Source organism: Roseomonas aeriglobus (genome assembly GCA_016937575.1).
GTDB classification, from domain to species: Bacteria; Pseudomonadota; Alphaproteobacteria; order Sphingomonadales; family Sphingomonadaceae; genus Sphingomonas; species Sphingomonas aerigloba.
Map to the genome: position 1 here is coordinate 3,466,113 of JAFHKN010000002.1, position 22,523 is coordinate 3,488,635.

At 67.0% G+C, this 22,523-nt stretch carries 24 protein-coding genes and 1 tRNA gene; 11 read left to right on the forward strand and 14 right to left on the reverse strand.

The genetic code is table 11. From position 1 onward, the window contains the following. Nucleotides 1-104 precede the first annotated feature (104 nt). Nucleotides 105-2,444, reverse strand: a complete 2,340-nt coding sequence (locus tag JW805_16965) for a DNA translocase FtsK 4TM domain-containing protein (protein ID MBN2973701.1) — start codon at nt 2,442-2,444, stop codon at nt 105-107. 107 nt (nt 2,445-2,551) lie between these two features. Between JW805_16965 and JW805_16970 the strand changes: the two genes are divergently transcribed. From JW805_16970 to JW805_16980, 3 genes are read left to right on the forward strand one after another with little or no spacing between them, the layout of a single operon-like run. Then, a complete protein-coding gene (locus tag JW805_16970) occupies nt 2,552-3,130 on the forward strand; it encodes a hypothetical protein (protein ID MBN2973702.1) in 579 nt (192 codons plus the stop codon). Nucleotides 3,131-3,140: 10 nt separating this feature from the next. Further along, on the forward strand, nt 3,141-4,358 hold the full coding sequence (locus JW805_16975; protein ID MBN2973703.1) for a UbiH/UbiF/VisC/COQ6 family ubiquinone biosynthesis hydroxylase: 1,218 nt from the start codon (nt 3,141-3,143) through the stop codon (nt 4,356-4,358). A 37-nt stretch (nt 4,359-4,395) separates the two neighbouring features. Then, on the forward strand, nt 4,396-4,542 hold the full coding sequence (locus tag JW805_16980; protein MBN2973704.1) for a hypothetical protein: 147 nt from the start codon (nt 4,396-4,398) through the stop codon (nt 4,540-4,542). Nucleotides 4,543-4,582: 40 nt separating this feature from the next. On the opposite strand, the gene JW805_16985 is transcribed toward JW805_16980, so the two are convergent. Both JW805_16985 and JW805_16990 read right to left on the reverse strand, forming a co-directional pair. After that, entirely contained in the window at nt 4,583-5,215 is a 633-nt protein-coding gene (locus tag JW805_16985; GenBank protein ID MBN2973705.1) for an LON peptidase substrate-binding domain-containing protein, read from the reverse strand. Continuing rightward, the gene (locus tag JW805_16990) at nt 5,212-6,123 is read right to left on the reverse strand and encodes a tetratricopeptide repeat protein (protein MBN2973706.1); all 912 of its coding nucleotides are present in this window, start codon (nt 6,121-6,123) and stop codon (nt 5,212-5,214) included. Before JW805_16990 ends, JW805_16985 begins: the two co-directional genes overlap by 4 nt. Before the next feature lie 146 nt (nt 6,124-6,269). Here JW805_16990 and JW805_16995 point away from each other — a divergent pair. Together JW805_16995 and JW805_17000 are read left to right on the forward strand one after the other, a co-directional pair. After that, nucleotides 6,270-6,344 (forward strand) — tRNA-Gly (locus JW805_16995). Nucleotides 6,345-6,494: 150 nt separating this feature from the next. Continuing rightward, a complete protein-coding gene (locus JW805_17000; GenBank protein MBN2973707.1) occupies nt 6,495-7,295 on the forward strand; it encodes a DUF72 domain-containing protein in 801 nt (266 codons plus the stop codon). On the opposite strand, the gene JW805_17005 is transcribed toward JW805_17000, so the two are convergent. Together JW805_17005 and JW805_17010 are read right to left on the reverse strand one after the other, a co-directional pair. Beyond that, nucleotides 7,284-7,961: an HAD family phosphatase gene (locus tag JW805_17005; protein ID MBN2973708.1), complete on the reverse strand. Its 678-nt coding sequence runs from the start codon at nt 7,959-7,961 to the stop codon at nt 7,284-7,286. The two genes, JW805_17000 and JW805_17005, sit on opposite strands and share 12 nt — an antisense overlap. Continuing rightward, the gene (locus JW805_17010) at nt 7,958-8,626 is read right to left on the reverse strand and encodes a YggS family pyridoxal phosphate-dependent enzyme (protein ID MBN2973709.1); all 669 of its coding nucleotides are present in this window, start codon (nt 8,624-8,626) and stop codon (nt 7,958-7,960) included. The genes JW805_17005 and JW805_17010 overlap by 4 nt, the downstream gene beginning before the upstream one ends. A 22-nt stretch (nt 8,627-8,648) precedes the next feature. On the opposite strand from JW805_17010, the gene JW805_17015 reads away from it, so the two are divergent. Further along, nucleotides 8,649-9,239 (forward strand): thiamine phosphate synthase, encoded by a 591-nt coding sequence (locus JW805_17015; protein MBN2973710.1) that lies wholly within the window; start codon nt 8,649-8,651, stop codon nt 9,237-9,239. Nucleotides 9,240-9,531: 292 nt separating this feature from the next. Here JW805_17015 and JW805_17020 read toward each other — a convergent pair whose 3' ends face one another. Then, nucleotides 9,532-10,248 carry a hypothetical protein gene (locus tag JW805_17020; protein MBN2973711.1) on the reverse strand — a complete coding sequence of 239 codons (717 nt, stop codon included), beginning with the start codon at nt 10,246-10,248 and terminating at the stop codon, nt 9,532-9,534. A gap of 181 nt (nt 10,249-10,429) precedes the next feature. Between JW805_17020 and JW805_17025 the strand changes: the two genes are divergently transcribed. The 4 genes from JW805_17025 (at nt 10,430) to JW805_17040 (ending at nt 14,888) form a co-directional block, all read left to right on the forward strand. Further along, entirely contained in the window at nt 10,430-10,861 is a 432-nt protein-coding gene (locus tag JW805_17025; GenBank protein ID MBN2973712.1) for a DUF3576 domain-containing protein, read from the forward strand. A gap of 24 nt (nt 10,862-10,885) precedes the next feature. Beyond that, on the forward strand, nt 10,886-13,375 hold the full coding sequence (locus tag JW805_17030) for a leucine--tRNA ligase (protein MBN2973713.1): 2,490 nt from the start codon (nt 10,886-10,888) through the stop codon (nt 13,373-13,375). Next, nucleotides 13,372-13,866 carry a hypothetical protein gene (locus JW805_17035; protein ID MBN2973714.1) on the forward strand — a complete coding sequence of 165 codons (495 nt, stop codon included), beginning with the start codon at nt 13,372-13,374 and terminating at the stop codon, nt 13,864-13,866. Before JW805_17030 ends, JW805_17035 begins: the two co-directional genes overlap by 4 nt. A 68-nt stretch (nt 13,867-13,934) precedes the next feature. Continuing rightward, nucleotides 13,935-14,888: a hypothetical protein gene (locus tag JW805_17040; GenBank protein MBN2973715.1), complete on the forward strand. Its 954-nt coding sequence runs from the start codon at nt 13,935-13,937 to the stop codon at nt 14,886-14,888. Nucleotides 14,889-14,901: 13 nt separating this feature from the next. Here JW805_17040 and JW805_17045 read toward each other — a convergent pair whose 3' ends face one another. From JW805_17045 to JW805_17070, 6 genes are read right to left on the reverse strand one after another with little or no spacing between them, the layout of a single operon-like run. Next, a complete protein-coding gene (locus JW805_17045) occupies nt 14,902-15,813 on the reverse strand; it encodes a ParB/RepB/Spo0J family partition protein (protein MBN2973716.1) in 912 nt (303 codons plus the stop codon). Next, complete coding sequence (locus tag JW805_17050) at nt 15,810-16,592, reverse strand: ParA family protein (GenBank protein ID MBN2973717.1); 783 nt, start codon at nt 16,590-16,592, stop codon at nt 15,810-15,812. The genes JW805_17045 and JW805_17050 overlap by 4 nt, the downstream gene beginning before the upstream one ends. Then, nucleotides 16,589-17,206, reverse strand: coding sequence for a 16S rRNA (guanine(527)-N(7))-methyltransferase RsmG (rsmG, locus tag JW805_17055; GenBank protein ID MBN2973718.1), 618 nt, complete (start codon nt 17,204-17,206; stop codon nt 16,589-16,591). Before rsmG ends, JW805_17050 begins: the two co-directional genes overlap by 4 nt. Next, nucleotides 17,203-19,044 carry a tRNA uridine-5-carboxymethylaminomethyl(34) synthesis enzyme MnmG gene (gene mnmG / locus JW805_17060; GenBank protein ID MBN2973719.1) on the reverse strand — a complete coding sequence of 614 codons (1,842 nt, stop codon included), beginning with the start codon at nt 19,042-19,044 and terminating at the stop codon, nt 17,203-17,205. The genes rsmG and mnmG overlap by 4 nt, the downstream gene beginning before the upstream one ends. Nucleotides 19,045-19,102: 58 nt before the next feature. Continuing rightward, nucleotides 19,103-20,401 carry a tRNA uridine-5-carboxymethylaminomethyl(34) synthesis GTPase MnmE gene (gene mnmE / locus JW805_17065; GenBank protein MBN2973720.1) on the reverse strand — a complete coding sequence of 433 codons (1,299 nt, stop codon included), beginning with the start codon at nt 20,399-20,401 and terminating at the stop codon, nt 19,103-19,105. Further along, entirely contained in the window at nt 20,398-20,631 is a 234-nt protein-coding gene (locus JW805_17070) for a hypothetical protein (GenBank protein ID MBN2973721.1), read from the reverse strand. The genes mnmE and JW805_17070 overlap by 4 nt, the downstream gene beginning before the upstream one ends. A 93-nt stretch (nt 20,632-20,724) precedes the next feature. On the opposite strand from JW805_17070, the gene JW805_17075 reads away from it, so the two are divergent. Continuing rightward, nucleotides 20,725-21,420: a dienelactone hydrolase family protein gene (locus JW805_17075; GenBank protein ID MBN2973722.1), complete on the forward strand. Its 696-nt coding sequence runs from the start codon at nt 20,725-20,727 to the stop codon at nt 21,418-21,420. Nucleotides 21,421-21,480: 60 nt separating this feature from the next. On the opposite strand, the gene JW805_17080 is transcribed toward JW805_17075, so the two are convergent. Next, a complete protein-coding gene (locus JW805_17080; protein ID MBN2973723.1) occupies nt 21,481-22,128 on the reverse strand; it encodes a TerC family protein in 648 nt (215 codons plus the stop codon). 54 nt (nt 22,129-22,182) lie between these two features. Then, nucleotides 22,183-22,494 carry a PilZ domain-containing protein gene (locus JW805_17085; GenBank protein MBN2973724.1) on the reverse strand — a complete coding sequence of 104 codons (312 nt, stop codon included), beginning with the start codon at nt 22,492-22,494 and terminating at the stop codon, nt 22,183-22,185. Between the last annotated feature and the right edge of the window lie 29 nt (nt 22,495-22,523).

A 22,523-nucleotide genomic window follows, 5' to 3' on the forward strand; every position in this document is an offset into this window, starting at 1 on the left:
CGGGGCGTTGAACGCGGCGTGAACCCCGCCGTTCCCGCTGCGCAACGATACCTTTTCCGTTCGTGCTGAGCGTGCCCGCCACGCTCAGCACGAACGGAGAAAGGTCACGCCAACGGCCGACCGTCCTCGTCCATCAGCACTTCGCGGCGGCCGACGTGATCGGGTTTGCCGACCAGGCCGTCCTTTTCCATCCGTTCGATCAGGCGCGCGGCGGAATTATAGCCGACGCGCAGCTGGCGCTGGAGCCAGCTGGTCGAGGCCTTCTGGCTCTGTGCGACATGCTGGACGGCCTGGCGGTAGAGCGCATTCTCGGGCGTGTCGTCGCCGATCGGCGCGCCGTCCAGCGCGAAGCCGCCCTCTTCGGGGTCGTTGGTGACCGCGTCGATATATTCAGGCTCGCCCTGCGCACGCCAGAAGTCGGCGACGGCCTGGACCTCGTCGTCGCTCACGAACGGCCCGTGGACACGCGCGGTGCCGCGGCCGCCGGGCATGTAGAGCATGTCGCCCTTCCCCAGTAGCTGTTCGGCGCCCTGTTCGCCCAGGATGGTGCGCGAATCGATCTTCGACGTGACGTGGAAGCTGATTCGCGTCGGCAGGTTCGCCTTGATGACGCCGGTGATGACGTCGACCGACGGGCGCTGCGTCGCCATGATCAGGTGGATGCCCGCCGCACGCGCCTTTTGCGCCAGGCGCTGGATCAGGAATTCGACTTCCTTGCCCGCGGTCATCATCAGGTCGGCAAGCTCGTCGACGATGATGACGATCTGCGGCAGCGGATTGAGGTCGAGCGTCTCCTCCTCGTACATCGGCTTGCCGTTGTCGTCGTAGCCGACGTGAACCTTGCGGCCCAACGTCTGCCCCTTGGCCTTCGCCGCGCGCACCTTTTCGTTGAAGCTGGCGAGGGAGCGGACGTTGACGCTCGCCATCATGCGATAGCGGTCCTCCATCTGCTCGACTGCCCATTTCAGCGCACGGACGGCCTTGGGCGGATCGGTGACGACGTCGGCCAGCAGGTGCGGGATGCCCTTGTAGATGCTGAGTTCGAGCATCTTGGGGTCGATCATGATCATCCGGCACTGGTCCGGGGTCAGCCGGTAGAGCAGCGACAGGATCATGCTGTTGAGGCCGACCGACTTGCCCGAACCGGTCGTGCCCGCGACGAGCAGGTGGGGCATCGGCGCGAGATCGGCGACGACGGGATCGCCGGCGATATTCTTGCCGAGCACCAGCGGCAGGCCCTGTGCGGCGTCGAACGCGTCGCTGCCGATCAGTTCCTGCAGTGCCACCGCCTCGCGCCGGGCGTTGGGCAGTTCGATGCCGATGACGGTGCGGCCCGGAATCGTCGCGACACGCGCCGAAATCGCCGACATGTTGCGCGCGATGTCGTCGGCCAGCGCGATGACGCGGGTCGCCTTGATGCCGGGTTCGGGCTCGAGCTCGTACATCGTCACGACCGGGCCCGGGCGAACCTCGACGATCGCGCCCTTCACCTTGAAGTCGTCGAGCACGCTTTCGAGCAGGCGCGCGTTGCGCTCCAGCGCGGCCTTGTCGATCGTCGGGTTGGCATTGGGCGGCGGGGGTTTGAGCAGGTCGAGCGGCGGCAGCTTGTAATTGTCGCGCAGGTCCAGGCTCTGCTGGCGGGCTTCCTTCTTTGCCGCCGGGGCGGGCGCCACCTGGCGGTCGGCGATCAGCGGGCCCGGACGGTCGATCGGCACCGCAACCTTGCGCGGGGCGGGACCGGTGGCGACGGGCGCATCGTCCGCAGCATCTTCGACGTCCTCATCATCGAATACGTCGTAGGCGTCGATCTCGCCGGGTCGGCTACGCGTCCGCGGCGACGACGCGCGGCGCAGGCGCGGCAGGCGGGCTTCGGGCAGGTCGAGATTGACCCCGCGCGTCCAGACGAAGACGCCGATCAGCCCCACCGCGACCCCGATGATTCGCATCGCCCAGAGCTCGGCCGCTTCGTTGCCGATCAGCGCGACGCCCCACCGCACCGCATCGGCCACCGCCAGCCCGACGACGCCGCCCCATCCGCCGGGCAGCGCCATCACCGCCTCGGATGACAAAAAAGCAAAGGCGCTCGCCATCAGCGCGACACCGATCAGCGTCGTGCGCAGCATCCGCCCCCAGCGTCCGAGCGGAACGTCGCGCCACAGACGCGAGGCGAAGACAAGTCCAAGCGGCAACACCAGCGCGACCGCCGGGCCGAACAGGACGAACAGTGCGTCCGCGGCATAGGCGCCGGGCACGCCCAGCAGGTTGCGCACCGGGCCGCCGGCCGCGGTGTTCAACGACGGGTCACCCGAATGATAGCTCGCCAACGCACAGGCGAGCGCGATCGTGCCGACGATCAGCAGCACCGCCGTCAGCATCGCCCCCGATCGCCGCGCGCCGGCCTTCACCGTGTCCCGCCAAAGATACGGCGCAGCCCGGCTCGCCATGAGTCACAACCCCCAGAAAATGCAGGCGCCTATTGTCCGCGCCCGCGGACTCGACGTCAAGGCGGCGGCGCCTTGCGCTCGCGACGCCCCTGCCGCAGGGTAACGGCATGTTGACCGCGATCGCGCTTCTGCTCGCACAGACCGCCACACCGACATGTACCTATGACCGTGCGGCCCTCCTGAAGCTCGACATGCGCGCCTTCGATCAGGACATGGCCGGCGGCTGGCGCGCGCTCTCGATGCGCGGGTGCGAGTCGGAAGCCGCCGACCTGATCCGCGACTACCGGCTGGCAAACACGCTGACGCCCGAGCAGATCGGACTGCTAAAATGGCACGAGGGACAGTTGCGCGCGAACCTGAATGAGACCGCAGCGGCGATCGCATTGTTCGAAGAAGCCTATAAGAATCCCGAGATCGACAAGGATTTCGGATGGAATTGGTATGTCGACGGGACCATCGCCTTCCTTCGTCGGGATCGGGAGGCCCTCGAAGCGGCGCTTACGGGTCTGGCCGCGGTGCCGCGCCCGGCCGGACTCGACCCGCGCGGCCCCGACGGCAAGCCGATCGCGATCCGCTGGCCGATGAACCTCAACGTACTGGAAAATTTCCAGCGCTGTTGGGACCAACCGTACAAGGCGGCATATGTCTGCCCGCCCGCGGTTGGCACCGCGCCCCCGGCCCGTTAGGGCTGTCGCCATGAACCGCGCAGACGTTCTCATCCTCGGCGGCGGGCTGGTCGGCAGTGCGCTGGGTGTCGCGCTGTCGGCTCATGGCCTGACCAGTATCATCGTCGACATCGCCGACAAGGACACGATCCTGGCCGCCGGCTTCGACGGCCGCGCCTCGGCGATCGCCAGCGCACCGTACCGGATGCTGTCGGCGATCGGTGTGATCGACCGGCTGGCCGGGGTCGGCTGCCCGATCGAAGGCATCCGGGTGAGCGACGGGCTGGATCCGGGCGCGCTCGACTTCGCTCCCGACGAACCCGGCGACGCGCTCGGCACGATGTTCGAGAACCGCCATTTGCGCCGCGCGCTGTTGGAGGCGGCGGAAGGGGCCGAGCACGTCGACCTGCGGATGACGACGCGCGCGGTGTCGATCGATCGCGGTCCGTTCGGCGTCACCGCGACGCTGAGTGATGGATCGACCGTCCACGCCCCCCTTTTGATCGCAGCCGAGGGACGCAATTCGCCGACGCGCGAGGCGGCCGGCCTGCGTGTCGCGCGCTGGACCTACGACCATGCCGCTATGGTCTCGTCGTTCCACCACGCCGAGAGCCACGAGAACATCGCGTACGAGATCTTCTACCCCAGCGGCCCGTTCGCGCTGCTGCCATTGGTCGACGACGAAGAGGGGCATCGCTCGGCGATCGTCTGGTCGGTGCGGGCGAGCGACGCGCCGGGCATGCTGAAACTGAGCGATCGCGCCTGGCTGCACGAGGCGGAAAAACGCATGGGCGGGTTCCTGGGGCCACTCAGCAAGCTCACGCGGCGGCAAAGCTATCCGCTCGGCTTTCACCATGCCGCGACGATCACGGCCGAACGGCTGGCGCTGGTCGGCGACGCCGCGCACGGCATCCACCCGATCGCGGGCCAGGGCGTCAACGTCGGTTTCCGCGACGTGGCGACGCTGGTCGAAGTGCTGGTCGAGGGCAAGCGGATGGGCCTCGACCTGGGCGATGCGCAACTGCTCGCGCGCTACGAACGCTGGCGCAGCCTGGACACCTTCATGGTCTCGGTCGCGACCGATGGCCTCACGCGTCTGTTCGGAGTCCCCGGCAAGACCGCCAGCGCGGTACGGCGGTTCGGACTGTCGACAGTCCAGCGGATCCCGGCGCTGAAGGACAGGTTCATGGCCGAAGCGCGCGGCGAAAGCGGCCAGGTGCCGAAACTGCTTTCAGGGTTGATGGTTTGACGATCGAACACAGACTGCGCCGTACGAGTACCGACCGATGATTCTGGATTTCGAACGCGAGCATGTTGCCTACAGCATCATCATCGCCGTGCTGATCGTCGCGATCCCGGCGGCCATCGTCGTGATGCGGCGACGCAAGCGCGAGAAGTTGCGGCGGCGCGGGATCAAGACCCACGGACATTGATCCGCTGGGGCGTCGGCGGACCGTCCGCCGAGCCCGCCGCCTATTGCAGCGTTCCAGAATCCTCGTCGTGATGACCGAAGAACGTCATCAGCTGCACGATCAGCTCCGCCCGCTGCGACAGCGTCGCCGCTTCGAGCAGCGCCTGTTTCGACGCAGGATCGAACGGCGCGATCTGGGCGATGCCGTTGACGAGCGATTCGTCGTCCAGCCGCGCGACGCCTTCCCAGTCGACGGCATAGCCGTGGACGTCGGCGAACTTGCGCGATTCGGCCTCCAGCGCCGCGCGTTCGCCGAGGTTGAGGATTTCGCCGGCCGGCGTCGGCTCCAGCATCGCCTCGACCTGACGAAAGCTGGTCGTGACGTCGAGCTCGCGGACGATCCGGAAGCGCGCCAGTCCTTCGAGCACGATATTGTAGCGGCCGTCGTCCAGTGCCTCGACATCGGCGATCTTGCCGACGCAACCGATGTCGAACAGCGGCGGCGCGCCGCTCGGATCCTTGGCGGGCCCGCGCGGCTGGATCATCCCGATTCGACGATCACGCGCCAGCGCGTCGCCGACCATCGCGCGGTACCGCGGTTCGAAGATGTGCAGCGGCAGGTGCATCCGTGGAAACAGGATCGCTCCCGGCAGCGGGAAGATCGACAGGCGCGTCGAGGCGGGGGCGTCGCTCACCCGAACAGGATCGCGGACAGCTTGCGGCGATGTGCGGAGACCCAGGGGTCCTCCAGACCGACCGCTTCGAACAGTTTGAGCAACTGCGCACGCGCCGCGCCCTCGTTCCAGTCCTTGTCGGTCGCGATCGACCGCAGCAGCGTCGCCGCCGCGGCATCGCGGTCGCCCGCCGCCATCTGGCCGCCGGCGAGTTCCATCGCCGCTTCGTGATCGGTCGGATCGGCAGCGACGCGCGCTTCCAGTCCCGACAGGTCGGCGACCGGGGTCGCGGTGCGGGCCAGATCGATCGCTGAGCGGGCGCGGGCGACTTCGGGCGCTTTCGCGGCGTCGGCGGGCAGCGCATCGAGTACGTCCGCCGCCTCGTCTACCCGACCCGCCGCAACCAGCGCGCGGGCGCGGCCCGCGGCGACGACGGTATGGTCGGGGGCCATGTCGGCGAGCTGCTCGTAGATCGACAGCGCGCGGGTCCAGTCGCCCTCGGCCAGCACACCCTCCGCCATCGCGATCAGCGGCTCGAGCTCCGCCTCCTGCGCAGCCTCGTCGCTCTGGATCGGCAGCTGGCGCAGCAACTGGTCGAGCATCGCCTTCAGCTGCGATTCGGTGCGCGCGCTGGTCAGGTCGGCAGCGAGCTGGCCCTGGAACATCGCATAGACCGTCGGGATCGAGCGAACCTGGAATTGCGCGGCGATGAACTTGTTCGCGTCGACGTCGATCTTCTTCAGCACGACGCCCTTGGCCGCATAATCCGCCGCGACCTTCTCCAGCACGGGCGCCAGCTGCTTGCACGGCCCGCACCACTCCGCCCAGAACTCGATGATGACCAGATTGGTCATCGACGGTTCGACGACGTCGCGGCGGAAGGCCTCCACGGCTTCCTTGTCGGCGGGCGAAAGTCCTAGCGTGGCCAAGCGCGGCTCCTCACGAAAAATCTGTTCGCGTCCATGTGGGCGCTCATAATCCGCACGCCAAGTGTTTTCAGGGCTTGCGGCCGTGTGATTCGGTCGCTAATGGCACGCCTCCACCCGCCGGGAAGACCTTTCCCGGCAACGCCAGAGCGGGCGTAGCTCAGGGGTAGAGCACAACCTTGCCAAGGTTGGGGTCGAGGGTTCGAATCCCTTCGCCCGCTCCAGCATTCGCAGCTGATTAGCTGCGCTGATCAGCAAAATTGCGAATGCTCAGTCGACAACGCAAAGCGTTGATCAATGCGGCTTTGCCGCGGCGCAATAGCTACCCCATCCAGATTTGCCTATCTCGACACGAACGGGTGTAGGTTCCCCCCATGACCCACCCCCCGATTCGCGCCGGCATCGGCGGCTGGACCTTCGAGCCCTGGCGTAGCGGCGTGTTCTATCCCGAGAAGTGGCCGCAGAAGCGCGAGCTGAAATATGCCGCGTCGAAGCTGACGGCGATCGAGGTCAACGGCACCTATTATTCGGGCTTCAAGCCCGACACCTTCGCGAAGTGGCGCGATGAGACGCCGGACGGGTTCGTGTTCACGCTCAAGGCATCGCGCTATTGCACCAATCGCAAGATGCTGGCCGACGCCGGGCCGTCGATCGAGAAGTTCGTTGGTCAGGGGATTACCGAACTCGGCGACAAGCTCGGCCCGATCCTGTGGCAATTCATGGCGACGAAAACGTTCGACGCCGACGACTTCGCCGCATTCCTGAAACTGCTTCCGGCCAAGCAGGACGGCATCGCGCTGCGCCATGCGGTGCAGGTGCGGCACGAGAGCTTCACCGTCCCCGAGTTCGTCGCGATGTGCCGCGCGGCCAATGTCGCGATCGTCTATGCGCAATCGGACGACTATCCGGGAATCGCCGATGTCACGGCGGACTTCGTCTATGCCCGCTACGAGACGGCGGTCGCGGACGAGGCGGCCGGCTATGCGGATGCCAATCTCGACCGGATCGCGGCGACCGCGCGGGCGTGGGCGACGGGCCGCGAGCCGAATGACTTGCCCTATGTGACGCAGGACGCCGCGAAGGCGGCGCGCGAGACGTTCGTATTCTTCATTTCCGGCGCGAAGGAACGCAATCCGGCCGCCGCGCAGGCGTTGATCGCGCGGCTAGGCGAGTAACCGGGCGACCTCTTCGAAGTCACCCGCAACGGCGCTGACGCCGAGCGCAGTGAGCCGGTCGGCATGGCCGATGCCGCAATGCGTGCCGGCGCAAAGCCCGACGACATAGGCGCCCGACGCCACTGCGCCGGTCGCGCCGACGGGCGAATCCTCCAGGATCGCGCAATCGGCGATGGCGACGCCCAACCGGTCGGCGGCGTGAAGATAGAGGTCGGGCGCAGGCTTGCCGCGCACGACATGTTCCTTGCCCGAATAGATGTGGTCGCCGAACGCGTCGCTCAAGCCGATGTGGTCGAGGTGCGCGCGGATCCAGGCAGTCGAACTCGACGAGACGATCGCGCGAGGCAGGTCCGCCGACAGCGCGCGGACGAAGGCGACGGCACCGGCGACGGCGCCGACACCCTCCCGAATCACCCGGTCGTTCTCCGCCTCGCGCGCGATCGCGAAATCGTCCGGCAGCGGGCGGTCGATCCAGCGTTCGATCGCGGCGATGAAGTCCGCGCCCGACAGGCCCATGAACTGGTCCATCGAATCCTGCGCGGTGGTCGGGTGGCCGATGCCGGTCAGATATTCGGCGATGTGCCTGTTGCCGGCATATTCGGTTTCGACCAGCACGCCGTCGAAGTCGAACAGCAGCGCACCGAAGCGAACCGGGATCGGCGTCACGCCCGCGCCCCGAACAGCGCGGTTCCGACGCGGACATGGGTTGCGCCGATGCGGACCGCGGTTTCCAGATCGCTGCTCATGCCCATGCTGAGGCCGTGCAGCCCTTCGTCACGCGCGATCTTGGCGAGCAGCGCGAAATAGGGGGCAGGTTCCAGGTCGGCCGGGGGCACGCACATCAGGCCGGCGACCGGCAGGTCAGCGGCGCGCGCCTCGGCGAGCAGCGCAGACACATCGGCGACCGCACAGCCGCCCTTCTGCGGTTCGTCGCCGAGGTTGACCTGGACGAAGCACGGGAGACGGCGGTCCTGCGCGTCCATCGCACGGGCGAGAGCGGCGATCAGCGACGGGCGGTCCACCGAATGGATCGCATCGAACAGCGCGACCGCGTCGGCTGCCTTGTTCGACTGGAGCTGTCCGACGAGGTGGAGCGCGATGTCCGGCGTTTCCTCGCGCAGCGCGGGCCATTTCTCGGCCGCTTCCTGCACGCGATTCTCGCCGAAAACGCGCTGCCCGGCGGCGATCAGCGGGCGGATGGCGTGGGCGTCGTGCATCTTCGACACCGCGATCAACGTAACGTCGGCAGGATCACGCCCGGCCAACTTGCAGCCCTGGGCAATGGTCGCGTGGATCGCAGCCAGGCGGCGCGCGGGATCGTCGTTCGGCATGGGCGGCGCTATAGAAGCCGCGATGCGCCGCCGCCACCCCCTGCCCCATGTGTGGCTGATGACCGATACGCGAATGGGCGACGCCTTGTGGGAAGCGCTGCAGCGCCTGCCGCGCGGCGCCGGCGTGGTGGTGCGCCATTACGGCTTGCCCTTGATTGAGCGGCGGGCGGTGCTGACGCGGGTCGAGCGGATCGCGCGGGCGCGCGGCCTGGTGGTGCTGGGCGCCGGGGGACTGGTCGGCAGCGGGGGCGTGCATAATGGGCGAACTGTGCGCGGGCTGTCGACGCGCGCGGCGCATGACCGGGCGCAGATCGTCGCAGCGGTGCGGAGCGGGGCGGATGCGGTGTTCGTGTCACCGGTCTTTGCCACACGGTCGCATGTCGGCGCGCCGGGATTGGGCGTGGTCCGGCTCGGGCTGCTCGTACGCGGGGCGCGCGTTCCGGTAATCGCGCTCGGCGGGATGGATGCCCGGCGGGCGCGGCGGGTGCGGGCGATGGGGGTCTATGGGTGGGCTGGGATCGATGCTTGGTTGAAGGCCGGCCATGCACTTGCGCGAGCGACATCAAAGGGTTTTCGCGGTGCCCCGGCGAAGATCGGGGCCCAGTTGGCTTAGCCTCAATGCGCAAGGAAAGACGTAACGAGCTGGGCCCGGCTCCGCCGGGGCACGGTGAAATCTTGGCGCGTCCAGACTTTCGGCGGGGTTCGCTTGGGCGAGAGCTGGGATCGAGGATTGAATCGTCCGCAGCGCTAGGTCTCGTCAGCGCGGGAGTAGCTGCCGATCGCTTGGAGAGCTTCGGGACACGCGGCGCGAAGTGAATTCCCGCCGTCGGCCATCGCTGGCGCGATGCCGGCCGCGATTTGGGCCGAGGCGGAATTTAGCGTGCCGCTAAATTCCTGCCCAAATCTTAGAACCTAAACGCCGTCCCGACATAGACCGACTGGCTGTCGCGGCGCTGGTTGGTCAGCTGCGGCAGGCGATCGCGTTCGGTCTTGTACCGCACGCCTGCGGTCAGATCGAGATTGCGGGCGATCGAATAGGCGCCGCCGACGTCGAGCGCGTAGCTCGGCGCTTCGGCGATCAGGCGCGGTTGGTCGGCGGTGGGCTTGGCCGCCTCTGCCTTTACCCGACCCGAGAAGGACTTGCCGGTATAGCTGATGCCGACGTCGGCGATCTGGCGACTGCCCGGCTGTCCGGCGAGGTCGATCTTGGCGAGATCGCCCGAGATCGCGAAGCGCTTCCAGCCGACCGCCACGCCCAGATTATAGGCGATCGGCGCGGCCGTGGCCGACGACGGGTTCGCAGCGACCCGGTCCGCCCCGACCGCAGCAACCGTCCGGCTCGAGCGCGCCTGGACCGCGACGGTCACGGCGCGCGAGCCGGCACGACCGGCGCTCGACGGCGTGAAACGGAAACCGTTGCTGGAGATGCCGGCGCGCGCCAGCGCTGCAGCGAGTCGCGGATCGCCCGACGCCGGGGTGAACGATCCCATCCCCTCGACCGACGGCGCCAACCGGCGCGGCGCAGGACGGCCGTCTTCGGCACCGATCGCAGGCGCAACGGCACAGGCCGCGGCAATCGCCGCGACAAGCCCCGTTCCTGCAATGATGCGCCAAGCCATCATCTGAGTCCCACTCCTGACGAGAGCGCTACCACGCAATGGCAGCGATGTTCCACCGTCAGGATTCTTTTATGTCTGAGTGTTGCAGCATATCCACAGGTTGGCGTGAGCTTGCGGCCCCGCACGGTCAGTCTATAGAGGCGTGTCGCCTGACGCCCTTGTCGTACCCATTGAGGACTGCCCCATGATTTCGCGTTCGCGTATCGCCCTCGTGAGCCTGACCCTGATCGCGCTTGCCGGTTGCGGCCGGGGCGACCGTCCCAATGCCGATCTCGCCGCGTCGCGGGTGACGACGATCGGCGTGAACAGCTATCTGTGGCGCGCGACGCTCGACACGCTGAGCTTCATGCCGCTGCTGCAGACCGATTCGAACGGCGGCGTCATCGTGACCGACTGGTACACGAATCCAAACACCCCGACCGAACGCATGAAGGTCACCGTATCGATCCTGGACCAGGACCTGCGTGCCGACGCCGTCCGCGTCGCGGCACTCCGCCAGATCAACCAGGGCGGCCAGTGGGTCGCGGCACCCGTGCAGGCGGCGACCGTGCAGAAGCTGGAAGATATCATCCTGACGCGCGCGCGCGACCTGCGCCGCGGCGCGATCGCCAACTAACGAAGAGGTTCTCCGACAGTGTCAGTGTCGCGGTTCAACGCGTCCGTCGCCGATGCCAAGTGGCAGGCGGCGTGGGACGAGCGCGGCACCTTCGCCGCGGACGATTCGTCGCCCAAGCCCAAGAGCTACGTCCTGGAGATGTTCCCCTATCCGTCGGGGAAGATCCACATGGGTCACGTCCGCAACTACACGATGGGCGACGTGCTGGCGCGTTTCCGCCGCATGACGGGCCACGAAGTGCTCCACCCGATGGGCTGGGACGCCTTCGGCATGCCGGCCGAAAACGCCGCGATGGAAAAGGGCGTTCACCCCGGCGCCTGGACCTACGACAATATCGCGGCGATGAAGGCGCAGCTGAAGCGGTTGGGCTTCGCGCTCGACTGGACGCGCGAGTTCGCGACCTGCGATCCGACGTACTACGGGCATGAGCAGGCACTGTTCCTCGACCTGCTGGCCGCAGGGCTGGTCTATCGCAAGGAATCGGCGGTCAACTGGGACCCGGTCGACATGACCGTGCTGGCCAACGAACAGGTCATCGACGGCCGCGGCTGGCGGTCGGGCGCGCTGGTCGAGAAGCGCAAGCTGAACCAGTGGTTCCTGAAGATCACCGACTTTGCCGACGAGCTGCTCGAAGGCCTCGGCGGCCTCGAGCATTGGCCTGACAAGGTGCGGCTGATGCAGGAGAATTGGATCGGCAAATCCGAAGGCTTGCGCTTCCGCTTCGCGCTCAGCGATGGCGGCGAGGTCGAGGTGTTCACGACGCGGCCCGACACGATCTTCGGCGCAAGCTTCGTCGCGGTCGCGGCCGATCACCCGATTGCGCAGGCGATGGCGGGCGACCCGGCGGTCGCGGACTTCATTGCGGCGTGCAAGGCAGGCGGTACGTCGGCTGCCGAGATCGAGACGCAAGAGAAGCTGGGATACGACACGGGGCTGCGCGCGACGCATCCGCTCGATCCGTCGATCCAGCTGCCCGTCTACATCGCGAACTTCGTGCTGATGGACTACGGCACCGGCGCGGTATTCGGCGTGCCGGCGCACGACCAGCGTGACTTCGAATTCGCGACGAAATACGCGTTGCCGATCCGCCGCGTCGTGGCGGACGGCGATACGACCGCGCCCGAGTTCACCGATAGCGAGGCCTATACCGGGCCCGGTCGCCTCGTGAATTCGCACTTCCTGGATGGGATGGACGTCGCCGACGCCAAGCGCGCGGTGATTTCACGCGCCGAGGCCGGTGGCTGGGGCGACGGCACGACCGTCTGGCGCCTGCGGGACTGGGGCGTCAGCCGCCAGCGCTATTGGGGCACGCCGATCCCGATCATCCACTGCGACGCGTGCGGCGTGGTGCCGGTACCGAAGGACCAGCTGCCGGTGGTGCTGCCGGACGACGTCAGCTTCGATGTGCCCGGCAACCCGCTCGACCGTCATCCGACGTGGAAGCATGTCGCGTGTCCGTCGTGCGGTGCCGACGCGCGGCGCGAGACCGACACGCTCGACACTTTCGTCAATTCGAGCTGGTATTTCATCCGCTTCGCCAGCCAGCCGGGCGACAAGCCGTTCGACAAGGCCGTTGCCGAGAGCTGGCTGCCGGTCGGGCAGTATATCGGCGGGGTCGAGCATGCGATCCTCCACCTGCTCTACGCACGCTTCTGGACGCGCGCGCTGCGCCGGGTCGGTAAGATCGATGTCGCGGAGCCCTTCGCCGGCCTGTTCACCCAAGGCATGGTGACGCACGAAACCTACAAGGATCCCGCCGGCAGCTGGCTGGCGCCCGAGCAGGTCGCCGACGGCAAGGTCATCGCGACGGGTGAGCCGGTGACGGTCGGCCGCGTCGAGAAGATGTCCAAGTCGAAGAAGAACACGGTCGATCCGTCGCCGATCGTCGACCGCTACGGCGCGGACGCGGTGCGGTGGTTCATGCTGTCGGACTCGCCGCCGGAACGCGACCTGCCGTGGAGCGAAGCGGGAATCGAGGGCGCATGGCGCTTCGTCCAGCGCGTATGGCGTCTGGTCGAGGGTGTCGACGCGGCCGACGGCGCCGATGCGGAGCTCGACCGCAAGCTGCACCGCACGATCGCCGGCGTGGCCGAGGATGTCGAGGCGCTGGCGTTCAACAAGGCCGTCGCCAAGCTCTACGAACTGACCAGCGCGATCGAAAAGGCCAAGCCGTCGGCGTCGAAGGCACAGGCCGTGGCCACGCTCGTCCGCCTCGTCGCGCCGATGATCCCGCACATGGCCGAGGAAGCTTGGGGTCTGCTCGGCCAGGACGGCCTGGTCGCCGATGCGGCATGGCCCGAGGTCGATCCGGCCCTGCTGGTCGATGACTCGGTGACCATCGCGGTGCAGGTCAACGGCAAGCTGCGCGACACGCTGACCGTGCCCAAGGGATCGGCCAAGGACGCTCTCGAGGCCGCAGCACTGGCGTCGGCCGGCGTTCAGCGTATTCTGGAGGGCGCCACTCCGAAGAAGGTCATCGTCGTGCCCGACCGCCTGGTGAATATCGTCGCATGACGCGGGTTGCCGCCTCGGTCGCCCTGCTGCTGACGCTGGCCGGGTGCGGCCTGCGCCCGCTTTACGGTGGCGCGGCGAGCCCGGCACGTAGCGTGCTGTCGCAGATCCAGATCACGCCGATCGCCGGCCAGGCGGGCTGGCTGGTCGGCAGCGCATTGAAGGATCGTCTGGCAGCGGTCGAGGGCTCGGCCCCGCGCTACCGGCTCGACATCAAGCTCGACGATTCGATCATCGGTCTGGGTGTCCGCCGCGACGATTCGATCACGCGCGAGCGGCGGACGCTGCGCGCACGGTACCAGCTGGTCGATCTGGCGAGCGGACTGACCGTCGTCGACGATACCGCGGGATCGGACGCCGGCGTCGACGTCGTGGGCTCCGAATATGCCACCATCGCGGCCGAGCAGAGCGCGCTGGAGCGGCTGTCAGGCATTCTCGCCGACAAGATCGTCGCGCGCATCGCGCTCTACGCCCAGCGGTCCAAGGCGCAGTGAAGGCGAACGCCGCCGGGATGGCCTCGGCGATCGATGAGGCAGCAAAGCGAGGCGGCAACGGGCCCCGCTTGTTCCTGCTTCACGGGCCCGACGAAGCCGGCGCAATGGAATATGCCGCGCGCCTCGGTCGCGCGATGGGCGCGGATGCCGAGCGGATCGACCTCGACGGCGCTGCCTTGAAAGCCAATCCCGGGCGCCTCGCCGACGAGGCCGCCTCGATCTCGCTGTTCGGCGGTGCCCGCTACATCCGCGTGACGGCGATGGGCGAGGAGTCGGTCGAGGCGGTCGAACTCCTGCTGTCGGCGGCCTCAGCGGGCAATCCGGTCGTCGCGATCGCGCCGTCCGCCAAGGCGACGGGCAAGCTGGTCAAATCGGCGGTGTCGAATCCCGCCGCGATGGCGCTCGCCTGTTACCAACCCGAAGGCCCCAATGCCGCGCGCCTGGCGACCAGCATCGCGCGCGAACATGGCGTTCGCCTGACCGGCGACACGCCTGCCGCGCTATTCGAAGCAAGCGGCGGCGACCGTGCGGTGCTGACCCGCGAGATCGAAAAGCTCGCACTGTTTCTCGACGCCGCGCCCGACCGGCCGCGCGACGCCGGCGAGGACGACCTAGCGCAGATCGGCGCCAATATCGCCGAGAGCGAGATGGCCACTGCGATCACCGCGGCGATCGATGGCGATGCGGCGACGCTGGGGCGTGAACTGCTTGGCGTCGATGCCGCGGGAATGACCATTCCGATGCTCCGCGGCCTTGCCAAGCGATTGATTTCCTTGGCAGATATGCGCGGTGAGGTCGATCGCGGCGAATCGCCGGACATGGTCGTCGAACGGCACCGCGTCTTCTGGAAGGAACGCCCTGCGACGATCACCGCGCTGCGCCGCTGGACGACGCCGCAGATCGCCGCAGCGGTCTCCCGCGTGCGGCGGGCCGAGCGTGGGCTGCTGACAGGCGGCAACCCCGCGGCAGTCACCGCACAGCACGACGTGCTGTCGATCGCGCGGGCGGCGAAGCGGCGGTAACCGCCTCTCAGGTTTAAATTCGCTCGCCGCTCAAGCGCTGGCACACCATGTCGAGCTGGTCGAGCGTCGAATAGGTCAGCGTCAGCGTGCCGCCCTTTTCCGTATGCGCGATACGAATGGTCAGGCCCAGCAGATCGCCCAGCTGACGTTCGAGCGCCGCAATGTCGGCATCGGGGGCGCCGTTCGATGCCGGAGCGCTGGCCTTGCCCTTGCGCGCTTCGGGCTTTGCCGCGCGCGCCAGCTTTTCGGTCTCGCGTACCGACAGGCCTTCGTCGACGACGCGGCGCGCCAATGCCAGCGGATCGGGTGCGCCAATGAGCGCCCGGGCGTGGCCCATTTCCAGCTCGCCCTGCACCACCATCGTCCGCACACCCTCGGGCAGGTCGAGCAGGCGAAGCAGGTTCGAGACATGGCTGCGCGACTTGTCGACCAGCTTGCCCAGCGCTTCCTGGGTGTGTCCGAACTGGTCGATCAGCCGGCGGTAGGCTTCCGCCTCTTCGATCGCGTTGAGGTCGGCGCGCTGGATATTTTCGACCAGCGCGATTTCCATCGTGTCGGCATCGCTCAACTCGCGGACGATGACCGGCACTTCGTGAAGCCGCGCGCGCTGTGCTGCACGCCAGCGGCGTTCGCCCGCGACGATCTGATAGTCGTGGCCATGCGGGCGCACGACAATCGGCTGGATCAGCCCACGCTGCGCGATCGAGCGCGAAAGCTCGTCAAGCTTGTCCTCATCGAAGTGCCGACGCGGCTGCCCCGGGTGCGGTTTCATCGCGCTGACCGGCAGTGTCCGGACGCCGGACGGGACCGCCCCGCCCTCTCCGTTCACCGGCGCTTCGACGACAGCGTCGCCGAGCAGCGCGCTCAACCCGCGACCGAGACCCGAACGGGGCTTGCGGGCGGATGCGGGTGTGTCGTCGATCATGCGGCGGCCTTGGCGACGTTGGGGAGACGGAGGATGAGTTCACGAGCGAGCGCAATATAGGCTTGCGAGCCGACACAGCGATGGTCGTAGATCAGCGCGGGCAGGCCATGGCTCGGTGCTTCGGAAAGGCGCACATTGCGCGGAATGACGGTGTCGAACACAACCTTGCCGAGCACGGCGCGCACATCGTCCGACACCTGATCGGTCAGGCGGTTGCGACGATCGAACATCGTCAGGACGACGCCCAGGATCGACAGCCCCGGATTGAACCGCGAGCGAATCCGCTCGACGGTGCTCAGTAGTTGGCTCAGTCCTTCAAGCGCGAAGAATTCGCATTGAAGCGGCACGAGCAGCGCGTGCGCCGCGACCATCGCGTTGATCGTCAGCAGCCCGAGCGACGGCGGGCAGTCGATCAGCACGACATCCCATCGCGCGTCGCTGCGCTGGACGGTGCGATCGAGCCGGTGGGTGCGCGCGTCGAAATCGATCAGCTCGATTTCCGCGCCCGACAGGTCAACCGTTGCCGGAACGACGTCGAGCCGCGGGACTTGCGTGGCGATCGCGGCATCGGCGAGCGTACCATCGCCGACGAGCAGATCGTAGCTCGATGTGTGGCGATCGTTGCGTTTGATTCCGAGCCCGGTCGAGGCGTTCCCCTGCGGATCGAGGTCGATCAGAAGCACGCGCGATCCCGTAGCCGCGAGCGCAGTGCCGACGTTGATCGCCGTAGTGGTTTTTCCGACCCCACCCTTCTGATTGGCGATGGCGATGACTTTCATCGCGCGGCAACTCCGCTGGCGACGACGATGCCGGAGGTCGGATCGACGACACTGTGTTTCACGTGAAACTGACCATGCCACGTCCGTCGTGCACTCGCCACTTCCGAATGTGCGCTTTCGCCCTTGGGTAGGATGAATGTCGTCGTCTTTGCGGTGAACCCCTTGGCCGCGGCAAGCAGGACCTCAAGCTTGGCAACTGCGCGAGCGGAGACGACGTCCACGGTTCCGATATCGGAAACCCGTTCTGCCTTTCCATGGACCACAAACACGTCCGGCAACTTCAGCGCGTCCGCGCAGTTACGAAGAAAATCGACCCGTAACTTCCGCGGCTCGATCAAGGTAACACGGCGCATCGTAAGCGCCGCTACGACCAGACCAGGTAAGCCGGCGCCGGATCCGATGTCGGTCCAGTGTTCCCAATCCGCCGGGGCGTGATCAAGAAGCTGCGCGGAATCGACGATATGCCGTGACCAAACGGCCGGGATTGTCGCTGCAGATATGAGATTTTGGCGCTCGGCCTCCTTTAACAGCAGTTCGACAAAGGCCCCGACACGATCGATCGCATCGGTGCCGAACCGCTTCGACAGCCAGCGTTTTGCTTCTTGTTCGGTCATGCTGCCTGGCGTTTCACGTGAAGCAAGATGGCCGACAGTGCCGCGGGCGAGATACCCCGAATGCGCGACGCGTCATCTAGGGTCGCAGGTCGGGCCGCGGAAAGCCGCTCGATCATCTCGTTGGAGAGCCCAGGGACAGACGCATAGTCAAGCACCGGTGGCAACGGTGTGCCCGCCGCTCGACGCCGCTCAGCCACGTCCTGCGCCTGCCGTTCGAGATAGGGCGCGTAACGCGCATCCTCGATGGCTTCCTCGATCGCGGCTTCGTCGCAGGTGCTGTCCGGTGACAGAACATGCTCTCGCCGAACACCAGGAAAGCGGAGCCATTCGCGCAATGAGCGCTTCGCTCCGTCCGCCCCGACCATCGCGCCACGGCGGCGCATGTCGTCCGACGATGCCACCGCTGCCAAGGCCACGTCGACCTCAGCACGCGCAACTCCCCGATCCCGAACATGCGCAAGCCGATCGATCGACAAACAGCCTGCCGCCGCACCGATGGCCGACAAGCGGGTTTCGGCATTGTCGGCGCGCAGCCACAGGCGATGCTCAGCCCGCGCGGTGAGCATCCGATAAGGTTCGGTCACCCCCTGCAATGTCAGGTCGTCGATCATCACGCCCAGATAGCTGTCGGCGCGGTCGAGCAATACCGGTTGCAGATTGCAGGCGACCGCAGCGGCGTTCAGCCCGGCGACCAGTCCCTGCCCCGCCGCTTCCTCATAGCCGGTCGTGCCATTGATCTGTCCTGCGCAGAACAGTCCCCTCATCGCCCGTGATTGCAAATCGGAGCCAAGCGAACGCGGATCGAGATAGTCATATTCGACCGCATAGCCCGGCTCGACGATGCGGCAGACTTCGAGTCCGGGGATCGACGCGATCATGGCCGCCTGGACGTCGTCGGGCAGCGAGGTCGAAATGCCGTTGGGGTAGACGAGCGCATCGTCCAACCCCTCGGGCTCGAGAAAGACCTGATGCCCCTCTCGATCGCCGAAGCGGTGGACCTTGTCCTCGATCGACGGGCAGTAGCGCGGGCCGCCCCCTTCGATCGCCCCGCTGAACAGCGGCGATCGATCAAGCCCGCCGCGGATAATGTCGTGGGTGAGCTGCGTCGTGCGTGTGACGCCGCAGGCGATCTGCGGAAGCCGCGCGCCGCGGGTCATCGGCGACATCGTCCAAGCGAGATCGTCGCTCGGCTGTGCCTCCAGCCTCGCCCAGTCGATCGTTCGCCCGTCGAGCCGCGGCGGTGTGCCTGTCTTCAGCCGGCCAAGCGGCAGCCCAAGGCTACGCAACTGCTGGCCGAGCCGCGTTGCGGCGCGCTCATGCACCCGCCCCCCTTCGGCGCGCCATTCGCCACGGAAGATGCGCCCGCCCAGAAACGTCCCGGTGGCCAGCACGACCGCCTGCGCGGCGAGGATCGTCCCGTCCTGCAGTTGCACGCCGGAAACCTCGCCCCCCGCACTATGGGTCAGGGCGTCCGCTTCGCCCTCCACGATCGTGATGAGCGGTTCCGCTGCGATCGCACGCTGGATTGCAGCGGCGTACAGTTTGCGATCAGCCTGGATCCGAGGACCTTGGACCGCAACCCCTTTGCTTCGATTGAGCATCCGGTAGTGTATCGCAGCCGCATCGGCAGCGCGCGCAATCAGGCCATCGAGAGCGTCCACTTCGCGCACCAGGTGGCCCTTACCAATGCCGCCGATCGCTGGGTTGCACGACATCGCCCCGATCCGGGTACGATCGAAAGTGACGAGGGCGACCGATGCCCCTCGCCGCGCGGCGGCCGCCGCCGCCTCGGTCCCGGCATGCCCGCCGCCGATTACAATGACATCGAAGCTGTTCACAGGAGGGCGATGTATGCCGCCAACGTCGTCAGGTCAAAGTCGCGTTCCACGTGAAACATCACTTTCCGATGCAGAACCGTCCAAAGAGTGCGTCGAGCACGTCTTCCACATGCGAGCGCCCCGTCACTGCGTCAAAGGCGGAACGGGCAAGGCGAAGTTCTTCCGCAATCACGAGCGAGTCGTGTGCGCCTGCTGCAATGCACAAGTTTTGGTGTGCAGTGCCGCAAATACGACGCTGACGCTGGTTGAGCGCAGGGACATCGTCTGAAGGCAACAGGGTGCGAGCGTGGTCGACCAGTGTCTGCCACAATAGCGCGTCGCCGCCCTCACGGTGCGCGGAGACGGCGACCCGCCCCTGCGGCACGGCCTCGCGTCCCGGTTCATCGACCCGCGGGTGGACCAAAATGACATTCGATCCGAGATCGGCGGGCCGATCGTCGCCAAGCCACAGCACGATATCGGCACTCGCCACACTATCGCGGCTGCGGGCGATGCCGATCGCCTCGATCGGGTCGTTCGTCTGCTCGGCCAGACCGGCCGTGTCGGTCAGCAACCAGGCGATCCCTTCGCGAACAACCGGCGCCTCGATCCGATCGCGTGTCGTGCCAGCGATCGGCGAGACGATCGCGGCGTCGCGCCCGACCATGCGATTGAGCAACGTCGACTTTCCGCTGTTGGGCGGTCCGGCCAGCACTACGCGGATACCGTCGCGCAGGCGTTCGGCCGGGGGCTGGGCGAGCAGCGTGGCGATCTCCGCGGCCAGCCGCCCTGCCCCGGCGCGTACAGCGGCGACGATGCCGTCTTCGTCCACCGCGTCGGGTTCGTCGCTATGATCGATCGCCGCCTCGATCATCGCCGACAGACCGACCAGCCGATCGTTCCACCCCTCGATCCGTTGGCGCAAATGTCCCTCGGCGGCGCGAAGCGCGGCGCGGCGCTGGCCCTCGGTTTCGGCGGCGAGCAGATCGGCCAGCCCTTCCGCCTCGGTCAGGTCGATCCGTCCGGATTCGAGCGCACGTCGCGTAAACTCGCCCGGCTGCGCCGGCCGCAGTCCCGGCTGCTCGGCCAGTACCGCTTCGATGCGACGAACCACCGCGCGGCTGCCGTGGAGATGAAGTTCGGCGAGATTTTCGCCGGTCGCCGTCGCGGGGCCGGGAAACAGAATCGTCAGGGCGTGATCGATCTGCTCACCGCTGACGGGATCCCGAAGCCGGCGCAGGCTCGCGCGGCGTGGCGGCGGGGTCGCCCCACCAGTCAGCGCGCGGATGGCGGCAAAGGCATTCGGGCCGCTGATCCGCATGACGGCCAGCGCTGCGGGCGGCGCACCGCTCGACAGCGCGAAGATCGTATCGCTCATCCGCCCGACTTGGTGCCCGCCTCGAACATCCGTCGCCAGAAATTGATGCCTGCCTCGCCCATCGGCGCCCAGCTCTTCATCATCGTCTCGATCATTTCCGGTGGCACCCCGCCCTGCATCGTCTCGAGCATCATTGCGACATAGCGATCGTGCAGCGGCGTCAGATCGGGCAAGCCCATCGCGGCGCGCGCCTCTTCCGGCGTACAATCGATCTCGACGTTGATCTTCATGCGCCCTGTTCCCCGTGTTAGCGTTCGCTCGTCGCAACCTATGCGCGCGATGCGCCGCAGTCCGCAATCTTTCCCTGACAGGAGCTCTTTCCGATGACCGACACGACGATCCCTACGCTGGACGATGACGGCCAGTTCGCCGCCTATGTCGCCCGCCCCGCCGGAACCCCGCGCGCAGCCATCGTCGTCATCCAGGAAATCTTCGGCGTAAACCCCGGGATCCGCCGGAAATGCGATCGTCTTGCGGAGGACGGCTATCTCGCCGTCGCGCCGGACCTGTTCTGGCGCATAGAGCCAGCCATCCAGCTCGATCCCGATGTGCCCGAACAGATGCAGCGTGCGCTGGGGCTGATGGGCAAGTTCAGCCAGGATGCCGGCATCCGCGATATCGAAGCGACGATCCGCTGGGCGCGGTTGGAGGTCGAGGGTGGCAAGGTCGGCTGCGTCGGCTACTGTCTGGGCGGGCGGCTTGCCTATATGACGGCGGCGCGCACGGACGTGGATGCCAGTGTCGGCTATTATGCCGTCGGTATCCCCGACCTCCTGCGCGAGGCGCATGCGATCGCGAATCCGCTGTTGCTCCACATCGCCGGCGACGACGGCTTCGTCGACAAGGAAACGCAGGCCAAGATGCACGAAGGGCTGGACGACCACCCTAAAGTGACGCTGCTCGACTATCCAGGCGAGGATCACGGCTTTGCGACCGAAATGGGCGACCGCCGCTCGCCGGAGGCCGCCGACCGTGCGGATGCGGCGACCGCCGCCTTCTTCGCCGATCATCTCGGCTGAAACGAAAAGGGGCGGTCCCGACCGGCCGCCCCTTCATCGTTCGTGGTTTAAGACCGTTCCTTAGAACAGCGTGCCCAGCCCAACCTGCGGGTCGATATAACCTTCGTAGATCATCTTGCCGGCGACATAGAGAATGACGAGCAGCCCGACATAAGCGATCCAGCGATACCGCTCGATGTACTTGGCGATGACGTTCGCGGCGAGGCCCATCAGCGCGACCGACAGCAGCAGGCCGATGACGAGGATGCCGGGATGCTCGCGCGCGGCGCCGGCGACCGCCAGGACATTGTCCAGGCTCATCGACACGTCGGCGACGGCGACGGCCCAGGCGGCGCCGGCGAAGCTCTTGGCGGGCTTCAGATTGCCCAGCTCCTCGTCGTGGCCGGCATCCTGGCGGAGCTCGCGCCACATCTTCCACGACACCCATAGCAGCAGCAGGCCACCGGCAAAGATCAGGCCGACGACCTGCATCAATTGGGTCACCGCCAGTGCGAAGATGATCCGCAGTACCAGCGCGGCAAGAATGCCGATCAGGATGACCTTCTTGCGCTGATCCGCCGGCAGGCCGGCCGCCAGGGCGCCGACGACGATCGCATTGTCGCCCGCCAGCATGACGTCGATCAGCAGCACCTGAAGAAATGCGCTGAGCGCGGCCGGCGAGCCGATATTGCTGAAATCTGCGACGATATGTTGCCAAAGCTCGGTCATGACCGCAGCGATAGCGGGGAACGCGGCGGCGGGATAGCCATCAAAGGGGCCGCGTCATTGCTTGCCGTAGGCGTCCTGCATTTCAGCCAGCCAACCGGTGCGTGGCACGATCGCCCCGGTGTCGCGACGACGCTTGCGCGCCTCGACCACGTCGATCGGCTCGACGAACGCCAACGCCACGGACGCCTCATCCACACGCACGACGCGCGCGAGGACACTTTCGACCAGGCCGATCGTCACCGCGACCATCTCGCCGATCTTCAGCCCTTCTACCGCCGACATGCGCAGACCCGTTGCCGACAGATTGACCACGCGGTGCGTCGTCGGCGTCGTCTTGTTCTGACGGTGCAGAACGCCGGTGAGCATCACGCTGGCTCGATCGGCTCTGAGAGGGC

Coding starts and splice junctions, on each gene's coding strand:
- JW805_17045 (MBN2973716.1), bottom strand. CDS start 15,813: ATGATCGACGACACACCCGCATCCGCCCGCAAGCCCCGTTCGGGTCTC.
- JW805_16965 (MBN2973701.1), bottom strand. CDS start 2,444: ATGGCGAGCCGGGCTGCGCCGTATCTTTGGCGGGACACGGTGAAGGCC.
- JW805_17015 (MBN2973710.1), top strand. CDS start 8,649: ATGCGCCGCCGCCACCCCCTGCCCCATGTGTGGCTGATGACCGATACG.
- JW805_17070 (MBN2973721.1), bottom strand. CDS start 20,631: ATGAAGATCAACGTCGAGATCGATTGTACGCCGGAAGAGGCGCGCGCC.
- JW805_16975 (MBN2973703.1), top strand. CDS start 3,141: ATGAACCGCGCAGACGTTCTCATCCTCGGCGGCGGGCTGGTCGGCAGT.
- JW805_17050 (MBN2973717.1), bottom strand. CDS start 16,592: ATGAAAGTCATCGCCATCGCCAATCAGAAGGGTGGGGTCGGAAAAACC.
- JW805_17075 (MBN2973722.1), top strand. CDS start 20,725: ATGACCGACACGACGATCCCTACGCTGGACGATGACGGCCAGTTCGCC.
- mnmE (MBN2973720.1), bottom strand. CDS start 20,401: ATGAGCGATACGATCTTCGCGCTGTCGAGCGGTGCGCCGCCCGCAGCG.
- rsmG (MBN2973718.1), bottom strand. CDS start 17,206: ATGACCGAACAAGAAGCAAAACGCTGGCTGTCGAAGCGGTTCGGCACC.
- JW805_17000 (MBN2973707.1), top strand. CDS start 6,495: ATGACCCACCCCCCGATTCGCGCCGGCATCGGCGGCTGGACCTTCGAG.
- JW805_17010 (MBN2973709.1), bottom strand. CDS start 8,626: ATGCCGAACGACGATCCCGCGCGCCGCCTGGCTGCGATCCACGCGACC.
- JW805_16980 (MBN2973704.1), top strand. CDS start 4,396: ATGATTCTGGATTTCGAACGCGAGCATGTTGCCTACAGCATCATCATC.
- JW805_17085 (MBN2973724.1), bottom strand. CDS start 22,494: ATGCTCACCGGCGTTCTGCACCGTCAGAACAAGACGACGCCGACGACG.
- JW805_17035 (MBN2973714.1), top strand. CDS start 13,372: ATGACGCGGGTTGCCGCCTCGGTCGCCCTGCTGCTGACGCTGGCCGGG.
- JW805_17025 (MBN2973712.1), top strand. CDS start 10,430: ATGATTTCGCGTTCGCGTATCGCCCTCGTGAGCCTGACCCTGATCGCG.
- JW805_16970 (MBN2973702.1), top strand. CDS start 2,552: ATGTTGACCGCGATCGCGCTTCTGCTCGCACAGACCGCCACACCGACA.
- JW805_17080 (MBN2973723.1), bottom strand. CDS start 22,128: ATGACCGAGCTTTGGCAACATATCGTCGCAGATTTCAGCAATATCGGC.
- JW805_17020 (MBN2973711.1), bottom strand. CDS start 10,248: ATGATGGCTTGGCGCATCATTGCAGGAACGGGGCTTGTCGCGGCGATT.